Annotated in this window: 13 protein-coding genes; 11 read left to right on the top strand and 2 right to left on the bottom strand. The window is 67.1% G+C overall.

Going from position 1 to position 15,946, the window contains the following annotated elements; genetic code table 11:
* The first annotated feature begins 54 nt into the window (after positions 1–54).
* From MFF24_RS05585 to MFF24_RS05560, 6 genes are all read left to right on the top strand, one after another.
* Positions 55–921: an NADP-dependent methylenetetrahydromethanopterin/methylenetetrahydrofolate dehydrogenase gene (locus tag MFF24_RS05585; protein ID WP_238223092.1), complete on the top strand. Its 867-nt coding sequence runs from the start codon at positions 55–57 to the stop codon at positions 919–921.
* An 84-nt stretch (positions 922–1,005) separates the two neighbouring features.
* The gene (gene fchA / locus MFF24_RS05580; RefSeq protein WP_238223090.1) at positions 1,006–1,632 is read left to right on the top strand and encodes a methenyltetrahydrofolate cyclohydrolase; all 627 of its coding nucleotides are present in this window, start codon (positions 1,006–1,008) and stop codon (positions 1,630–1,632) included.
* 462 nt (positions 1,633–2,094) lie between these two features.
* Entirely contained in the window at positions 2,095–3,267 is a 1,173-nt protein-coding gene (locus MFF24_RS05575; RefSeq protein WP_108939801.1) for a malate--CoA ligase subunit beta, read from the top strand.
* 22 nt (positions 3,268–3,289) lie between these two features.
* Positions 3,290–4,180 (top strand): succinate--CoA ligase subunit alpha, encoded by an 891-nt coding sequence (gene sucD / locus MFF24_RS05570; protein WP_108939802.1) that lies wholly within the window; start codon positions 3,290–3,292, stop codon positions 4,178–4,180.
* Positions 4,181–4,298: 118 nt separating this feature from the next.
* Positions 4,299–7,067 (top strand): phosphoenolpyruvate carboxylase, encoded by a 2,769-nt coding sequence (locus MFF24_RS05565; RefSeq protein WP_238223088.1) that lies wholly within the window; start codon positions 4,299–4,301, stop codon positions 7,065–7,067.
* 134 nt (positions 7,068–7,201) lie between these two features.
* A complete protein-coding gene (locus MFF24_RS05560; protein ID WP_108939804.1) occupies positions 7,202–8,176 on the top strand; it encodes an HpcH/HpaI aldolase/citrate lyase family protein in 975 nt (324 codons plus the stop codon).
* Positions 8,177–8,243: 67 nt separating this feature from the next.
* Here MFF24_RS05560 and MFF24_RS05555 read toward each other — a convergent pair whose 3' ends face one another.
* Entirely contained in the window at positions 8,244–8,810 is a 567-nt protein-coding gene (locus tag MFF24_RS05555) for a DUF1003 domain-containing protein (RefSeq protein WP_238223086.1), read from the bottom strand.
* A 314-nt stretch (positions 8,811–9,124) separates the two neighbouring features.
* On the opposite strand from MFF24_RS05555, the gene MFF24_RS05550 reads away from it, so the two are divergent.
* Positions 9,125–10,000 (top strand): dienelactone hydrolase family protein, encoded by an 876-nt coding sequence (locus MFF24_RS05550; RefSeq protein ID WP_238223084.1) that lies wholly within the window; start codon positions 9,125–9,127, stop codon positions 9,998–10,000.
* A 114-nt stretch (positions 10,001–10,114) separates the two neighbouring features.
* Here the strand turns inward: MFF24_RS05550 and MFF24_RS05545 are convergent, their stop codons facing one another.
* Positions 10,115–10,492: a 4a-hydroxytetrahydrobiopterin dehydratase gene (locus tag MFF24_RS05545; protein ID WP_238223082.1), complete on the bottom strand. Its 378-nt coding sequence runs from the start codon at positions 10,490–10,492 to the stop codon at positions 10,115–10,117.
* A 211-nt stretch (positions 10,493–10,703) separates the two neighbouring features.
* Between MFF24_RS05545 and MFF24_RS05540 the strand changes: the two genes are divergently transcribed.
* The 4 genes from MFF24_RS05540 (at position 10,704) to xoxF1 (ending at position 15,764) form a co-directional block, all read left to right on the top strand.
* A complete protein-coding gene (locus MFF24_RS05540) occupies positions 10,704–11,699 on the top strand; it encodes an ABC transporter substrate-binding protein (protein WP_238223079.1) in 996 nt (331 codons plus the stop codon).
* Between the two features lie 69 nt (positions 11,700–11,768).
* Positions 11,769–12,503: an ABC transporter permease gene (locus MFF24_RS05535; RefSeq protein WP_166059078.1), complete on the top strand. Its 735-nt coding sequence runs from the start codon at positions 11,769–11,771 to the stop codon at positions 12,501–12,503.
* Entirely contained in the window at positions 12,484–13,257 is a 774-nt protein-coding gene (locus MFF24_RS05530; RefSeq protein WP_238223077.1) for an ABC transporter ATP-binding protein, read from the top strand. Before MFF24_RS05535 ends, MFF24_RS05530 begins: the two co-directional genes overlap by 20 nt.
* Positions 13,258–13,958: 701 nt before the next feature.
* Positions 13,959–15,764, top strand: a complete 1,806-nt coding sequence (gene xoxF1, locus MFF24_RS05525; protein WP_133088150.1) for a lanthanide-dependent methanol dehydrogenase XoxF1 — start codon at positions 13,959–13,961, stop codon at positions 15,762–15,764.
* The last annotated feature ends 182 nt before the right edge of the window (positions 15,765–15,946 follow it).

Genomic DNA, 15,946 nt, shown 5'->3' with positions numbered 1-15,946 from the left:
GGCCGCTCAAGGAAGCGCTCCGCGCCTCGCGCGGCCAACTTGCCCAGAGGAATCATGTCCAAGAAGCTGCTCTTCCAGTTCGACACCGATGCCACCCCGAGCGTGTTCGACGTCGTCGTCGGCTACGACGGCGGTGCCGACCACATCACCGGCTACGGCAACGTCACGCCCGAGAACGTCGGTGCCTATGTCGACGGCACGATCTACACCCGCGGCGGCAAAGAGAAGCAGTCGACGGCGATCTTCGTCGGCGGCGGCGACATGGCGGCCGGCGAGCAGGTGTTCGCGGCGGTGAAGAAGCGCTTCTTCGGCCCGTTCCGCGTCTCCTGCATGCTCGATTCGAACGGCTCCAACACGACCGCTGCGGCGGGCGTGGCGCTCGTCGTCAAGGCGGCGGGCGGCTCGGTGAAGGGCAAGAAGGCCGTGGTGCTCGCGGGCACCGGCCCGGTCGGCATGCGCTCCGCCGCTTTGCTGGCCGGCGAGGGCGCCGAGGTCGTGCTGTGCGGGCGCAAGCTCGACAAGGCGCAGGCCGCGGCCGACTCCGTGAACAAGCGCTTCAAGGTGAACGTCGCCGCGGCCGAGACCCCGGACGACGCCTCGCGTTCGGAAGTGATCAAGGGCGCCCATCTCGTCTTCACCGCCGGCGCGATCGGCCTCGAATTGCTGCCGCAGGCGGCCTGGCAGAACGAGGCCTCGATCGAGATCGTGGCCGATTACAACGCCCAGCCGCCGCTCGGCATCGGCGGAATCGAGGCGACCGACAAGGGCAAGGAGTATGGCGGCAAGCGCGCCTTCGGGGCGCTTGGCATCGGCGGCCTGAAGCTCAAGCTGCACCGCGCCTGCATCGCCAAGCTGTTCGAGTCGAGCGAGGGCGTGTTCGACGCCGAGGAGATCTACAAGCTGGCCAAGGAAATGGCCTGACGCTCCACGGACGATCCGGGTGGCGCTGGTCTCGGGCCGGCGCCGCCCCATGAAATCAACAAGAACCGACAGGGCAGGGAAGCCATGGCCGCGAACGAGACGATCGAAACCTTCCTCGACGGTCTGGCCAGTTCGGCCCCGACCCCCGGCGGCGGCGGGGCCGCCGCGATCTCCGGCGCCATGGGCGCGGCGCTGGTCTCGATGGTCTGCAACCTCACCATCGGCAAGAAGAAGTACGTCGAGGTCGAAGCCGACCTGAAGCAGGTGCTGGAGAAGTCGGAGGGCCTGCGCCGGACGCTCACCGGCATGATCGCCGACGACGTCGAGGCCTTCGACGCGGTGATGGGCGCCTACGGGCTGCCGAAGACCACCGACGATGAGAAGGCCGCCCGCGCCCAGAAAATCCAGGAGGCGCTGAAGACGGCAACCGACGTGCCGCTCGCCTGCTGCCGCGTCTGCCGCGAGGTGATCGATCTGGCCGAGATCGCTGCCGAGAAGGGCAATCTCAACGTCATTTCCGATGCCGGCGTCGCGGTGCTCTCGGCCTATGCCGGTCTGCGCTCGGCCGCGCTCAACGTCTACGTCAACGCCAAGGGCCTCGACGACCGCGCCTTCGCCGAGGAGCGGCTGAAGGAGCTGGAAGGTCTGCTGGCCGAGGCCGGAGCGATCAACGAGCGGGTCTACGAGGTCGTGAAGGCCAAGGTGAACTGAGGCGGTTCGCGTCCCCTGCCGTCATCGCAAGCGGATGCGAGGCGATCCAGGGGCGCGACTTTTCCGGAGCAGGCGGAGGCCTGGATTGCTTCGGCTCTGCCGCGCAATGACGGGGGCGAAAAGACCGAGAGGGATGTCCGCCGCCTTAAACCTGTCCCTCATCCTGAGGTGCTGCGAAGCGGCCTCGAAGGATGCTCCAGGTCCCGCGCGATTCCCGGAACATTCTTCGAGGCCTCCTCTGCGCTCCGGCGCCTCCGGATGAGGACGAGGGTGGGGCGAGCGTCGCCGTGATCCGTGCCCTGCCCCGCATGTTCCTCAGTTTAGAAGCCCGCTAAGTCTCTGCCGGGCAAGCAAACTAAAGCCGAAAACAAGAAAAAATTGAGAGCCGACCCGCTTCCCGAAAAGTAATTTTTCCGCGAAGGTTGGCCCAACAAAAACGACGGAAACGCGAAGGAGGTCTCGATGGACGTTCACGAGTACCAAGCCAAGGAGCTGCTCGCGAGCTTCGGGGTCGCCGTCCCGAAGGGCGCCGTGGCCTTCAGCCCGGATCAGGCGGTCTACGCCGCGACCGAACTCGGCGGCTCGTTCTGGGCGGTGAAGGCTCAGATTCATGCCGGTGCCCGCGGCAAGGCGGGCGGAATCAAGCTCTGCCGCACCTACAACGAGGTACGCGACGCCGCCCGCGATCTGCTGGGCAAGCGCCTCGTGACGCTTCAGACCGGCCCCGAGGGTAAGCCGGTCCAGCGCGTCTACATCGAGACCGCCGACCCGTTCGAGCGCGAACTCTATCTCGGCTACGTCCTCGACCGGAAGGCCGAGCGCGTCCGCGTCATCGCCTCTCAGCGCGGCGGCATGGACATCGAGGAGATCGCCGCCAAGGAGCCCGAGGCGCTGATCCAGGTCGTGGTCGAGCCGGCGGTGGGCCTGCAGCAATTCCAGGCCCGCGAGATCGCGTTTCAGCTCGGCCTCAACATCAAGCAGGTCTCGGCCGCGGTGAAGACCATCATGAACGCCTACCGGGCGTTCCGCGACTGCGACGGCACCATGCTGGAGATCAACCCGCTCGTCGTCACGAAGGACGACCGGGTGCTGGCGCTCGACGCCAAGATGTCCTTCGACGACAACGCCCTGTTCCGTCGCCGCAACATCGCGGACATGCACGATCCGTCCCAGGGCGATCCCCGCGAGGCCCAGGCGGCCGAGCACAATCTCAGCTATATCGGGCTGGACGGCGAGATCGGCTGCATCGTCAACGGCGCCGGGCTCGCCATGGCGACCATGGACATGATCAAGCACGCGGGCGGTGAGCCGGCGAACTTCTTGGATGTGGGCGGTGGCGCCAGCCCGGATCGCGTCGCCACGGCCTTCCGGTTGGTCCTGTCCGACCGCAACGTGAAGGCGATCCTCGTCAACATCTTCGCCGGCATCAACCGCTGCGACTGGGTCGCGGAGGGCGTGGTGAAGGCCGCGCGCGAGGTGAAGATCGACGTGCCGCTCGTGGTGCGGCTCGCCGGCACGAATGTCGAGGAGGGCAAGAAGATCCTCGCCGAGAGCGGGCTCGACCTCATCACCGCCGACACCCTCACGGAAGCCGCGCGCAAGGCCGTTGAAGCCTGCCACGGCGCCAAGCACTGACGAGAGAGGGAGGAATCACGCCATGAGCATTCTCATCGACGAGAAGACCCCGATCCTCGTTCAGGGCATCACGGGCGACAAGGGCACCTTCCACGCCAAGGAGATGATCGCCTACGGCTCCAACGTCGTCGGCGGCGTCACCCCCGGCAAGGGCGGCAAGACCCATTGCGGCGTGCCGGTGTTCAACACCGTCAAGGAGGCCGTGGAGGCCACCGGCGCCACCACCTCGATCACCTTTGTGGCGCCTCCCTTCGCGGCGGACGCGATCATGGAGGCGGCCGATGCGGGTCTGCGGCTCGTCTGCTCGATCACCGACGGCATTCCGGCCCAGGACATGATGCGGGTGAAGCGCTACCTGCGCCGCTACCCGAAAGAGAAGCGCACCATGGTGGTCGGCCCGAACTGCGCCGGCATCATCTCGCCGGGCAAGTCGATGCTCGGCATCATGCCCGGCCACATCTACCTGCCGGGCAAGGTCGGCGTGATCTCGCGCTCGGGCACGCTGGGCTACGAGGCCGCCGCGCAGATGAAGGAGCTCGGCATCGGCATCTCGACCTCGGTCGGCATCGGCGGCGATCCGATCAACGGCTCCTCCTTCCTCGACCACCTCGCCCTGTTCGAGCAGGATCCCGAGACGGAAGCGGTGCTGATGATCGGCGAGATCGGCGGCCCGCAGGAGGCCGAGGCCTCGGCCTGGATCAAGGAGAATTTTTCGAAGCCCGTGATCGGCTTCGTCGCCGGCCTCACCGCTCCGAAGGGCCGCCGCATGGGGCATGCCGGTGCGATCATCTCGGCCACCGGCGACAGCGCCGCGGAGAAGGCCGAGATCATGAAGTCCTACGGCCTCACGGTCGCGCCCGATCCGGGCTCGTTCGGACAGACCGTGGCCGACGTGCTCGCCCGCGCGGCGTAAAACTCCCATTCCCTTCCCCCTTAGCGGGGAAGGGAATGCTCCGTGGATCGGAGTGATCCACCGTCCCGCAGGCCTGCCCACGGGAGTCCGAAAAAAGAACCTCGCCAGGGGGGATCCCATGACCAAGACGCTGCACGCCCGGCCGTCAGCCGCGACCGACTCGACCTTCGCGCCGCCGGTCATCACCGGCACGGCGACCGAGGACGCCCTCGACATCCTGTTCCACGCCCTGCTCGACGTCGCCCGCCGCCACGATCCCGAGCTGGAGGACGTGCTGCACGGACGCGCCGACATCTCGTCCTACACGCCGGAGATGCTGGCCCGCGCGCTCCAGGTGCAGGGCATCTGGTTCCAGCTCGTCTCCATCGCCGAACAGAACGCGGCCATGCGCCGCCGCCGCCATGTCGAGCGCGACCAGGGCCGCGAGGCGCTGAACGGCTCGTTTGCCAAGGTTCTGGCTGAGGCCTCCGCCCGCGGGATCGGCGCGTCGCAGATCCACACGCTGCTGAAAGACCTGCGCATCCGCCCGACCATCACTGCGCACCCTACCGAGGGCAAGCGCGTGACGGTGCTGGAGAAGCTGCGCCGGATCTACCTCGTGCTGCGCGAACTGGAACTGCCGCGCTGGACCGAGCGCGAGCGCAACGGCCTGATGAACGAGCTGCGCGACCAGATCGAGCTGATCTGGATGACCGGCGAGCTGCATTTGGAGAAGGCCACCGTCGAGCGCGAGGTCGCCTGGGGCCTGCACTTCTTCGACGAGACCCTGTTCGAGATGCTGCCCGAGATGCTGCTCTCGCTCGAAGAGAGCCTCGCGCAGTACTATCCCGACGAGACCTTCGAGGTGCCGCCCTTCTTCCAGTTCGGAAGCTGGATCGGCGGCGACCGTGACGGCAATCCCTACGTCACCGCCAGCGTGACCCGTGAGACGCTCCAACGCAACGCGCTGGCGTCGCTCCGCCGCTACCGCGACCGCATCATTCATCTCGGGCGGGTACTCTCGATCACCGAGCGCTCCCTGCCGGTGCCGGAGACCTTCCGCAGCGAACTCGCGCACATGCTGGCCGAATCCGGCGATGCGCGGGCGATCGCCAACCGCAATCCCGGCGAAGCCTACCGCCAGTTCCTCTCCTGCGTCCTGCGCAAGCTCGAGGCGACGATCGCCCGCAACAAGGGCGCTCGCTCGGTCGGGCCCGATTATCCGAGCGCGGACGGGCTCATCAACGACCTGAGGACGCTGGAAAAGGGGCTGGCCGACGCCAAGTGCGGCGCGCTCGCCACCGACATCGTGCGGCCCGTGCGGCGGATGGTCGAGATCTTCCGCTTCTCCACCGTGCGGCTCGACCTGCGCGAGAACTCGACCCGCACCACCAAGACGCTGCACGCCCTGTGGAAGCTGCGCAACGGCGACCGCGAGCCGCCGGAGCTGGATTCGCTGGCCTGGAAGGAGTGGCTGCTCACCGAACTCGCCCGGCCGCGAAACCCTGAGACCTCGTTCGAGGACTTCGCCGACCGTCTGCCCGACGACGCGCGCGAGACGCTCGCCACCTTCGCGCTCGTCGGCGAGATGCGCGACACCCTCGACCGCGAGGCCTTCGGCGCCTTCATCCTGTCGATGACGCGCTCGACCGTCGACGTGCTCGGCGCCTACCTGCTGGCCAAGGAAGCGGGCATCTTCCTCGATGCGACGGGCACCGAGATCTGCCCGCTGCCGATCGTGCCGCTGTTCGAGACCATCGACGACCTGCGCGCCGCGCCCGCCATCATGAAGGAGCTGCTCGGCATCCCCGTGGTGCGCCGCTCCACCCGCTGGCAGGGCGGCGTGCAGGAGGTGATGATCGGCTATTCCGATTCCAACAAGGACGGCGGCTTCATCGCCTCGAACTGGGAGCTGTACAAGGCGCAGGTGCGGCTCACCGTTCTCGGCAAGCATCTCGGCGTGCCGATCGCCTTCTTCCACGGCCGCGGCGGTTCGGTCAGCCGCGGCGGCGTGCCGACCCATCGCGGCATCGCGGCCCAGCCGCCGGGCTCGATCAACGGGCGCTTCCGCATCACCGAGCAGGGCGAGGTCGTCTCGTTCAAATACGCCAACCGCGGCACGGCGGCCTACCAGATGGAACTGCTGGCGGCGTCCGTCTTCGAGCACGCCCTGCTCTCGGAAGGCAATGGCAACGGCTCGCGCGCCGAACTCGACGACGCGCTGGAGGCGCTCTCGGGCGCCTCGCGGGCGGCCTATGTCAACTTGCTTCAGGCCGAGGGTCTGGTCGACTACTTCCAGGCGGCAAGCCCGCTCGACGAGATCGCGCTGCTCAACATCGGCTCGCGGCCCGCGCGCCGCTTCGGTGCCAAGTCGCTCTCGGATCTGCGCGCGATTCCTTGGGTGTTCGCGTGGTCGCAGAACCGGCACGTCATCACCGGTTGGTACGGCGTCGGCTCGGGGCTGAAGAGCTTCATCGACATTCGTGGTGAACAGGGCGAGGCCCTGCTCCGGCGCATGTTCCGGGATTGCCGGGTGTTCCGCCTCGTCCTCGACGAGGTCGAGAAAACGCTGATGATGGTCGATCTGGAGATTGCCCGCGACTATGCCGGTCTGGTCGAGGACGAGACCGTCCGCGCCCGCATCTTCGGCATGATCGGGCAGGAATACGCGCTGACCCGCGAGATGGTGCTGCGGGTCTCCGGCGACCGCGAACTCGCCCAGCGCTTTCCGCAATTCCGCGAGCGCCTGCAGGGGCGCCTGCCGACCATCAATCAGGTCAGCCGCGAGCAGGTCGAGCTGCTGCGCCGCTTCCGCAGCGAGCCCGACGAGGACAAGCGCGAGGCGGTGAAGTCCGCGCTGCTGCTCTCCATCAACTGCATTGCCGTCGGCTTCGGCGCGACTGGATAATGCATACAATCTCGGTCACGTGTTCCGGGTCAGGCTGGACGGCCGGTTCGGGCGCGCGAGATAGAAGCGCGGCATGCGAGTAAGCGGGTGACCGCGCCCACGACACGACGGTCTCAAAGAACGGAGGACTCCCGATGAGCTTCACCCTGATTCAGCAGGCGACGCCCCGCCTGCACCGCTCGGAACTCGCGGTTCCCGGCTCGAACCCGACCTTCATGGAGAAGTCGGCCGCCTCGAACGCCGACGTGATCTTCCTCGACCTCGAGGACGCGGTGGCGCCCGACGACAAGGAGAAGGCGCGCACCAACATCATCCAGGCGCTGAACGACCTGGATTGGGGCAACAAGACCATGATGATCCGCATCAACGGTCTCGACACCCACTACATGTACCGCGACGTCGTCGACATCGTGGAGGCCTGCCCGCGCCTCGACATGATCCTGATCCCCAAGGTCGGCGTGCCGGCCGACGTCTACGCTATCGACGTGCTGGTGACGCAGATCGAACAGGCCAAGAAGCGCGAGAAGAAGATCGGCTTCGAGATCCTGATCGAGACCGCCCTCGGTATGGCCAATGTCGAGGCGATCGCCACCTCTTCCAAGCGCCTCGAGGCGATGTCCTTCGGTGTGGCCGACTACGCCGCCTCGACCCGCGCCCGCTCTACCGTGATCGGCGGCGTGAACCCCGACTACTCGGTGCTCACCGACAAGGACGAGGCCGGCAACCGCCAGACCCACTGGCAGGATCCGTGGCTGTTCGCCCAGAACCGCATGCTGGTGGCCTGCCGCGCCTACGGCCTGCGCCCGATCGACGGTCCCTTCGGCGACTTCTCCGATCCGGACGGCTACAAGTCGGCGGCCCGCCGCTGCGCCGCGCTCGGCTTCGAGGGCAAGTGGGCGATCCACCCCTCGCAGATCGATCTCGCCAACGAGGTGTTCACCCCCTCCGAGGCCGAGGTCACCAAGGCCCGCCGCATTCTCGAAGCCATGGAAGAGGCCGCCAAGGCCGGCCGCGGCGCCGTCTCGCTCGACGGCCGCCTCATCGACATCGCCTCGATCCGCATGGCCGAGGCGCTGATCCAGAAGGCCGACGCGATGGGCGGCAAGTAAGCTTTTTCGCAAGCCGACGTGAGAGAGGCCGGGTTCGCCCGGCCTTTCTTTTGAGGGCTGCCGGAGGTCACGCTTGGCCGTTGCGCTCGATCTCGTCGAGGACGGCGTCGGGCGCCACATCCTGGCTGAGTTCGCCGACCTCCGGATCGGCCCTCGTCTCGATCCCCATCCGATCGGTGATGGCCGAGACCATCGCGACGAGCTTCGTCACCTCGTGCTCGGCCAGAAGGCCGATATGGAGATCGAGGTCTGCCCGCTTGTCGGCCGCCGCGGCCATCCGGTTCTGGCTGATCAGCACGAAGGTCGAGAGGAAGATCGCCTCGACGGAGGCTGAAGTGCCGAGGATCACGAAGGACGCGTCCCATTTCGGCAGGATCGGCAGCAGACCCGTGTTCACGAGTGTCCAGAAGCCGAAGAGCACGACGTGCAGCGCCACGAATGCCATGCTGCCGGTGAACCGCGTGATCGTCTCCGCCACGCGATCCTGCAGGGAGGCCTCGCGCTCCGCCGCGTTCCGGCGCTCCTGCAGCGCTCGGATGTTGCGCACGAGCGCAGGCGCCAGTCCGTCGGGCTGAGGCGGCGGGAAAGTCGTCCGTGCGGCGGAGGCGTTCCGCTCGTCTTGGCTTCGCATCATCACCGGTCTCAAGGGGAGCCTGAGCGAGCAACCGGCCGGGACCATGGCATGATCCCGCGTCAGGCCGGGATGCCGCCCGAACGGCCGGTTGGGTTCGGAAGCCGACGCATCGGGCGCTGCCCCGGTGAAAGCCGACACCGCTCCGGCGCGACCGTCGCCATTTGCCGATCCGCCACTAAGTGTCTCTCACGAAACTCCCGCTGCGCTGTCCTCGCCAAAGCGAGAACGGTCAGTGAGCGGGAGTGTTGTGAGGCACTCTATGCCTGCCGCCGGGCTCCGGCCTGCCCGATCGATCCATCCTTCGAGAGGCGCGCATGACCGCGTTCGATGCCGACCTTCGCAGCCTCGCGGCGCAGACGACCCTCTCACGCCGCACCGTGATCGCCACGAGCCTCGCCACCGGCTTCGCGCTCGCGGTGCAGCCCGTTGCGGCCCAGACCACGATCACCACGGACACGAACGGGCTGAGTGCTGGCGAGGTGAAGATCCCGACCCAGGACGGCGAGTTACCGGCCTATCGGGCAATGCCCGCCGAGGGCGGACCCTTTCCGACGATCCTGGTCATCCAGGAGATCTTCGGCGTTCACGAGCACATCAAGGATGTGTGCCGCCGGCTGGCCAAGCTCGGCTACTTCGCCCTGGCGCCCGAGCTCTACGCCCGGCAAGGCGACGTCTCGCGGCTGACGAACATCCAGCAGATCGTCAGCGAGGTCGTCTCCAAGGTGCCCGACGCGCAGGTGATGCGCGACCTCGACGCGGCGGTCGCCTATGCCAAGGGAACGGGCAAGGCCGACACGGCCCGCCTGGGCATCACCGGCTTCTGCTGGGGCGGGCGCATCACCTGGCTCTACGCCGGGCACAATCCCGGCGTGAAGGCGGGCGTTGCTTGGTACGGGCGCCTCGTCGGCGACGCCTCGGACCTGATGCCGAAGCATCCGGTCGATGTCGCCGCGGACCTCAAGGCGCCGGTGCTCGGCCTCTACGGCGGGGCCGACCAGGGCATCCCCGTCGCCACGATCGACCGGATGAAGGAGGCCTGCCGGGCCGCGGGCAAGACCTGCGACTTCGTAGTCTACCCGGACGCGCCGCACGCCTTCCACGCCGATTACCGCCCAAGCTACCGCGCCGAGCCGGCGCAGGACGGCTGGCGGCGGTTGCAGGACTGGTTCCGGCAGTACGGCGTGGCCTGATCCCGCGGCCGGCGGATCGCTTCGGTCCGGACGCCACCACCGTCATTCCGGGGCGCTGACGAGCAAACCCAGAATGACGGGAGGCGGCACCGAAGCGATCCATCGGAGACAGTATTATTTGTCGTACTTGATGTAGGCGAAGCGCGGATCGGTCGGCGTGCCCTCCAAGGCGCCGCCTTCCGCGCCCGGCTGCCAAGTTACGACCTCCTCGATCTTCTTCGCCAGCGCAAAGTCCTTGTCGGTGATGCCCTTGGCAGCGTGGTTCATCAGCCGGACCTCGACCCAGGCGTAAGAGGCGGTGAGGTCCGGATGGTGCCACGCGGCTTCGGCCAGATGGCCCACCGTGTTGATGACCATCAACGTGCTCTTCCACGAGGCGGTCTTGTAGGTCCGCCGGATCCAGCCGTCCTCCAGCCGCCATTCCGGCAACTCGTCCTTGAGCCGGCGTTCGACCGTCGCGTCGTCGAGGACGCCTTCACGTGTTTGCGTCATAATCATTCTCCCATCGGATACGGCGAAAACGTGCTTCGGGACCGGCGGCGGCGCAAGCGGCGACCGTGAAGCGCGAAAGCCCGCATGTCGCAGCGGAAACGCTCGGGCGCGCTGTGGACGGGGCGGGAGCGAGTCCCTATTAAAAAATTCAACAGAAACTCCGGCCTTCCAAGGGCCGGGATGCTCTGACCGAGAATTCATGAGGACGCCCATGCTGTCACGGCGCGGAATGCTCGCGACGGCGGCTCTGTCGCTCGCGGCGGCGCTGCCGATGGCTCGCCGTGCGCGGGCGGCGGGCGAGACGTTCCGACTCGGCGTGCTGCCCTTCGGCACCGCCTCCTGGGAGGCGGCCGTCATCAAGGCGCGCGGCCTCGACGCGGCCAACGGCTTCACCCTCGACATCGTCAAGCTCGCCGGCAACGACGCCGCCCGCATCGCCTTCCTCGGCGGCCAGGTGGACGCGATCGTCGGTGACCTGATTTTTGCGGCCCGCCTCGGCAACGAGGGGCGCGGCGTGCGCTTCTCGCCCTACTCGACCACGGAAGGGGCGCTGATGGTCCCGGCCGGCAGCCCGATCACCGATCTGAAGGGCCTGTCGGGCCGGCGGCTCGGCGTGGCCGGCGGGGCGCTCGACAAGAACTGGATCCTGCTGAAGGCGCAGGCGCAGGAAACCGCGGGACTCGACCTCGCCACCGCCGCGCAGGTCGCCTACGGCGCGCCGCCGCTCCTGGCGCAGAAGCTGGAGAGCGGCGAACTCGACGCGGCCCTGCTCTACTGGCAGTTCTGCGCCCGCCTCGAAGCCAAGGGCTTCAAGCGGCTGATCTCGGCCGACGACATGATGCGCGCCTTCGGCGCCAAGGGCGCCGTCTCGCTGATCGGCTATCTCTACGAGGGCCAGACCGTGGCCGACCGGGGCGAGGTGGTGCGGGGATTCGCCCGCGCCTCGGCCGCCGCCAAGGACGCGCTGGCCAACGAGCCGGCCCTTTGGGAAACGGTCCGCCCGCTGATGGCGGCCGAGGACGACGCCACCTTCGCAGCGCTCAAGCGCGACTTCCTCGCCGGCATCCCGCGCCGGCCGATCGCCGCCGAGCGCGCGGACGGCGAACGCATCTACGCGGCGCTGGACCGGCTCGCGGGCGCGCAGCTCCTCGGCGTCGGCAAGACACTGCCGCCGAACCTCTATCTCGATGCCGCGGGCAACGGCTGACGTCTTGGCGATCATTTCGGCGATCATCGCGGCGATGACGGCTCCGGCCCCGGTCCATTGACCCTGCGCATGGCCCTGCTCGCGCGCCTTCTCTCCCTCGGCGTCCTCCTCGCACTCTGGCAGGGCGTCTCCGTCTACGCCGACACGCGGACCCTGCCGACGCCGAGCGCGGTGCTGGCCTTCGTCCTGCGGGAGGCGGAGACCGGAAGCCTTCTCTTCAATGTCGGCGTCACGCTTGCCCGTGTCGGCGTCTCCTTCGTGATCGCCATGAGCCTCGGCGTGCTGCTCGGCATCGCGCTCGGCCGCTCACGGCTCGCCGACCGGCTGCTCGATACGCCGCTCCTCGTCGTCCTCAACACGCCGGCCCTCGTCATCACGGTGCTGGCCTATGTCTGGCTCGGGCTCACCGAGACCGCGGCCATTGTCGCGGTGGCGCTCAACAAGCTGCCCAACGTCGCCGTTATTATGCGCGAGGGCGCCCGCGGCCTCGATCCGGGCCTGGAGGAGATGGCGACGACCTATCGCTTCGACCGGCGCACCTGGATCGCCCACGTGCTGCTGCCGCAGCTCCAGCCCTTCATGGTGGCGGCGGCGCGTTCCGGCATCTCGCTCGCCTGGAAGATCGTGCTGGTGGTTGAGCTGCTCGGGCGCCCGAACGGCGTGGGTTTTGCCATCAACTACTACTTCACCCTCTTCGACGTCACCGCGGTGATCGGCTACAGCCTCGTCTTCATGAGCGTGATGCTCGCCATCGACGCCCTTCTCCTCCAGCCCCTCGATGCCCATGTCCGCCGCTGGCGTTGAGGCGACGGGCGCGACCGGCGGCGGACCCGTGCCGCTCCTGACGGTGCGCGTGGACCGCAAGGTCTACCGCAAGGCCCGCACCGAGGCCGTGGAGGCGGTGCGCGGCCTCGCCTTCGAGCTTCATGCCGGCGAGATCACCTGCCTCATCGGTCCCTCGGGGGCGGGCAAGACCACCACCTTGCGCATCCTGCTCGGCCTCGACTGCGACTTCGAGGGCAGCGTGACGCCCGAGCCGTCCCGGGCCGGCATGGCCATGGTGTTTCAGGACCCGCGGCTGCTGCCCTGGCGCACCATCGAGCAGAATGTCCGGCTCGGCCTGCCCCGTGAGCGCCGGGCGCGCGACCTCGACGATCTGTTCGAATCGCTCGGGCTCACGCCCTGGCGCGCCCACTATCCCGGCGCGCTGTCGCTCGGAATGCAGCGCCGGGTGGCGCTGGCGCGGGCGCTCGCGCTGGAGCCGCGCATCCTTGTTCTCGACGAGCCCTTCGTCTCGCTCGACGACGCGGCCGCGTCGTCCCTGCGCGCCCTGGTGGTCGCCGCGGTGGGCCGCTCCGGTACGAGCGTCTTGATGGTCACGCACAACGTCGCCGAGGCTATTGAGATCGCGGACCGGCTCCTGCTGGTCTCACCCCGGCCGGCCCATCTCCTGGCGAGCCTGCCCCTCGACCGACCGCGTCCAGAGCGCGACCGCGCCTGGGCTGATGAAACCCGTCGCGGCATGGCCGCCCGCTTTCCCGGCATCGTCGCATCGTAGGAGCAGGTCCAAGGCGGCGGCGCGCCGACGATCCGACTCGCCTCAGGCCCCCGGAGCGGCCCTTGCGCTCTCATTGCGCCGGCTCCGCGCGATCGGGGCCGCTGTCTCTTAAGGATAAGCGGCACGGTCCGGTGCAAAATTTTCCCGGCTGCCGCACGGGTTCTGGGCTGCCGTGGCGCACCGTTCAAACCGCTTTCGTGCGCGCGCCTTTTTGCAGTGCGGCACCGTTCGCCGCCCAGGATCGTGCGGTCAGCAGGAATTAAAGTGCCTTAATCGCATGCCGAATGGGAAAATACCGCTGGTCCATGCGCCTCGCGCATTCCAGCGCCCGATCCGGATCCTTGTAATGTCAAAGCAAAGTTGAGACGTGTGCGCTGCATATCAAATTTTGCACCGCAAAAAACACGCTTTATCGAGAAAATTCCCTGATAAAGGCTGTGTCGTCTGCGACATTCGACGCGCGAAATCGAGTTGACGGCGCCGGAAATTTTCTTAGAGTTCGTTCAAGCTTCGGTTTGAGGGGGCCGCTAAGGGATGCGGAACCAGCCGCGTAAGCTGCCGGGAAAACAGGATTATCCTGAATACCGAGCGGCCATCACGAGCTGCCGGAGCGAATACCATCCCTGTCGCAAACAGCAGGTCAATCCAGGGCGAGCAGCGGGCTGCTGTTCGTCGGCCGATAAGACCTGTCGGAGGAATCCATGAGAGCGGTACATCTTCTCGCCCTCGGTGCGGGTCTCGCTGCTGCGAGCCCGGCCCTGGCCAACGAAAGCGTCATGAAGGGCATCGCCAACCCGGCGGAGCAGGTTCTTCAGACCGTCGATTACGCCAACACCCGCTATTCCAAGCTCGACCAGATCAACGCCAACAACGTCAAGAACCTCCAGGTTGCCTGGACCTTCTCGACCGGCGTGCTGCGCGGCCACGAGGGCTCCCCGCTCGTCGTCGGCAACATCATGTACGTCCACACGCCTTTCCCGAACATCGTCTACGCGCTGGACCTCGACCAGGGCGCCAAGATCGTGTGGAAGTACGAGCCCAAGCAGGATCCGTCCGTGATCCCGGTGATGTGCTGTGACACGGTCAACCGTGGTCTGGCCTATGCCGACGGCACCATCCTCCTGCACCAGGCCGACACCACCCTCGTGTCGCTCGACGCCAAGACCGGCAAGGTCAACTGGTCGGTCAAGAACGGCGACCCGTCCAAGGGTGAGACCAACACCGCCACCGTCCTCCCGGTGAAGGACAAGGTCATCGTCGGCATCTCCGGCGGCGAGTTCGGCGTGAACTGCCACGTCACCGCCTACGACCTGAAGTCGGGCAAGAAGGTGTGGCGCGGCCACTCGCAGGGCCCCGACGCCGACATGATCATGGACCCCGAGAAGACGACCCATCTCGGCAAGCCGGTCGGCAAGGACTCCTCGCTGAAGACCTGGGAAGGCGATCAGTGGAAGACCGGCGGCGGCTGCACCTGGGGCTGGTTCTCCTACGATCCCAAGCTCGACCTCTTCTACTACGGCTCGGGCAACCCCTCGACCTGGAACCCGAAGCAGCGTCCGGGCGACAACAAGTGGTCCATGACGATCTGGGCGCGTAACCCGGACACCGGCATGGCCAAGTGGGTCTACCAGATGACCCCGCACGACGAGTGGGACTACGACGGCATCAACGAGATGATCCTCACGGATCAGAAGTTCGATGGCAAGGATCGCCCGCTCCTGACGCACTTCGACCGTAACGGCTTCGGCTACACGCTCGATCGCGCCACCGGCGAGCTGCTCGTCGCCGAGAAGTTCGATCCGGTCGTGAACTGGGCCACCAAGGTCGACATGGACAAGGGTTCCAAGACCTACGGCCGTCCGCTGGTCGTGTCGAAGTACTCGACCGAGCAGAACGGCGAGGACGTGAACTCGAAGGGCATCTGCCCGGCGGCACTCGGCACCAAGGACCAGCAGCCGGCGGCCTTCTCGCCCAAGACCAACCTGTTCTACGTGCCCACCAACCACGTCTGCATGGACTACGAGCCGTTCCGGGTGACCTACACCCCGGGCCAGCCCTATGTCGGCGCGACGCTGTCGATGTACCCGGCTCCCGGCTCGCACGGCGGCATGGGCAACTTCATCGCCTGGGATGGTATCGCGGGTAAGATCAAGTGGTCCAACCCCGAGCAGTTCTCGGCTTGGGGCGGCGCGCTCGCCACGGCCGGCGACGTGGTCTTCTACGGCACGCTGGAAGGCTACCTGAAGGCCGTGGACTCGAAGACGGGTAAGGAACTCTACAAGTTCAAGACCCCGTCGGGCATCATCGGCAACGTGATGACCTACGAGCACAAGGGCAAGCAGCACATCGCCGTGCTCTCGGGCGTCGGCGGCTGGGCCGGCATCGGCCTTGCGGCCGGCCTGACCGACCCGAACGCCGGCCTCGGCGCGGTGGGCGGCTACGCGGCCCTGTCGAGCTACACCAACCTCGGTGGCCAGCTCACGGTCTTCGCTCTGCCGAACAACTAAGTCGCTTGCGACACTGAGCCTAAGGATGCCGGCGCGGGAAATCGCGCCGGCATCTTTATGATTATATCATTATGCTGTAGGCCCTGCTTGGTAGCCGCACAGTTACGTTGCGGTGCAACATGATGGTCTCGGGAGAAACGTCGTTGTCTTCGATGAAAAGAACCGCTCTTCTTGGTCTCGTC

The organism is Methylorubrum aminovorans, assembly GCF_022179725.1.
Lineage (GTDB): Bacteria > Pseudomonadota > Alphaproteobacteria > Rhizobiales > Beijerinckiaceae > Methylobacterium > Methylobacterium aminovorans.
This window is presented reverse-complemented; position numbering and strand designations above follow the sequence as displayed.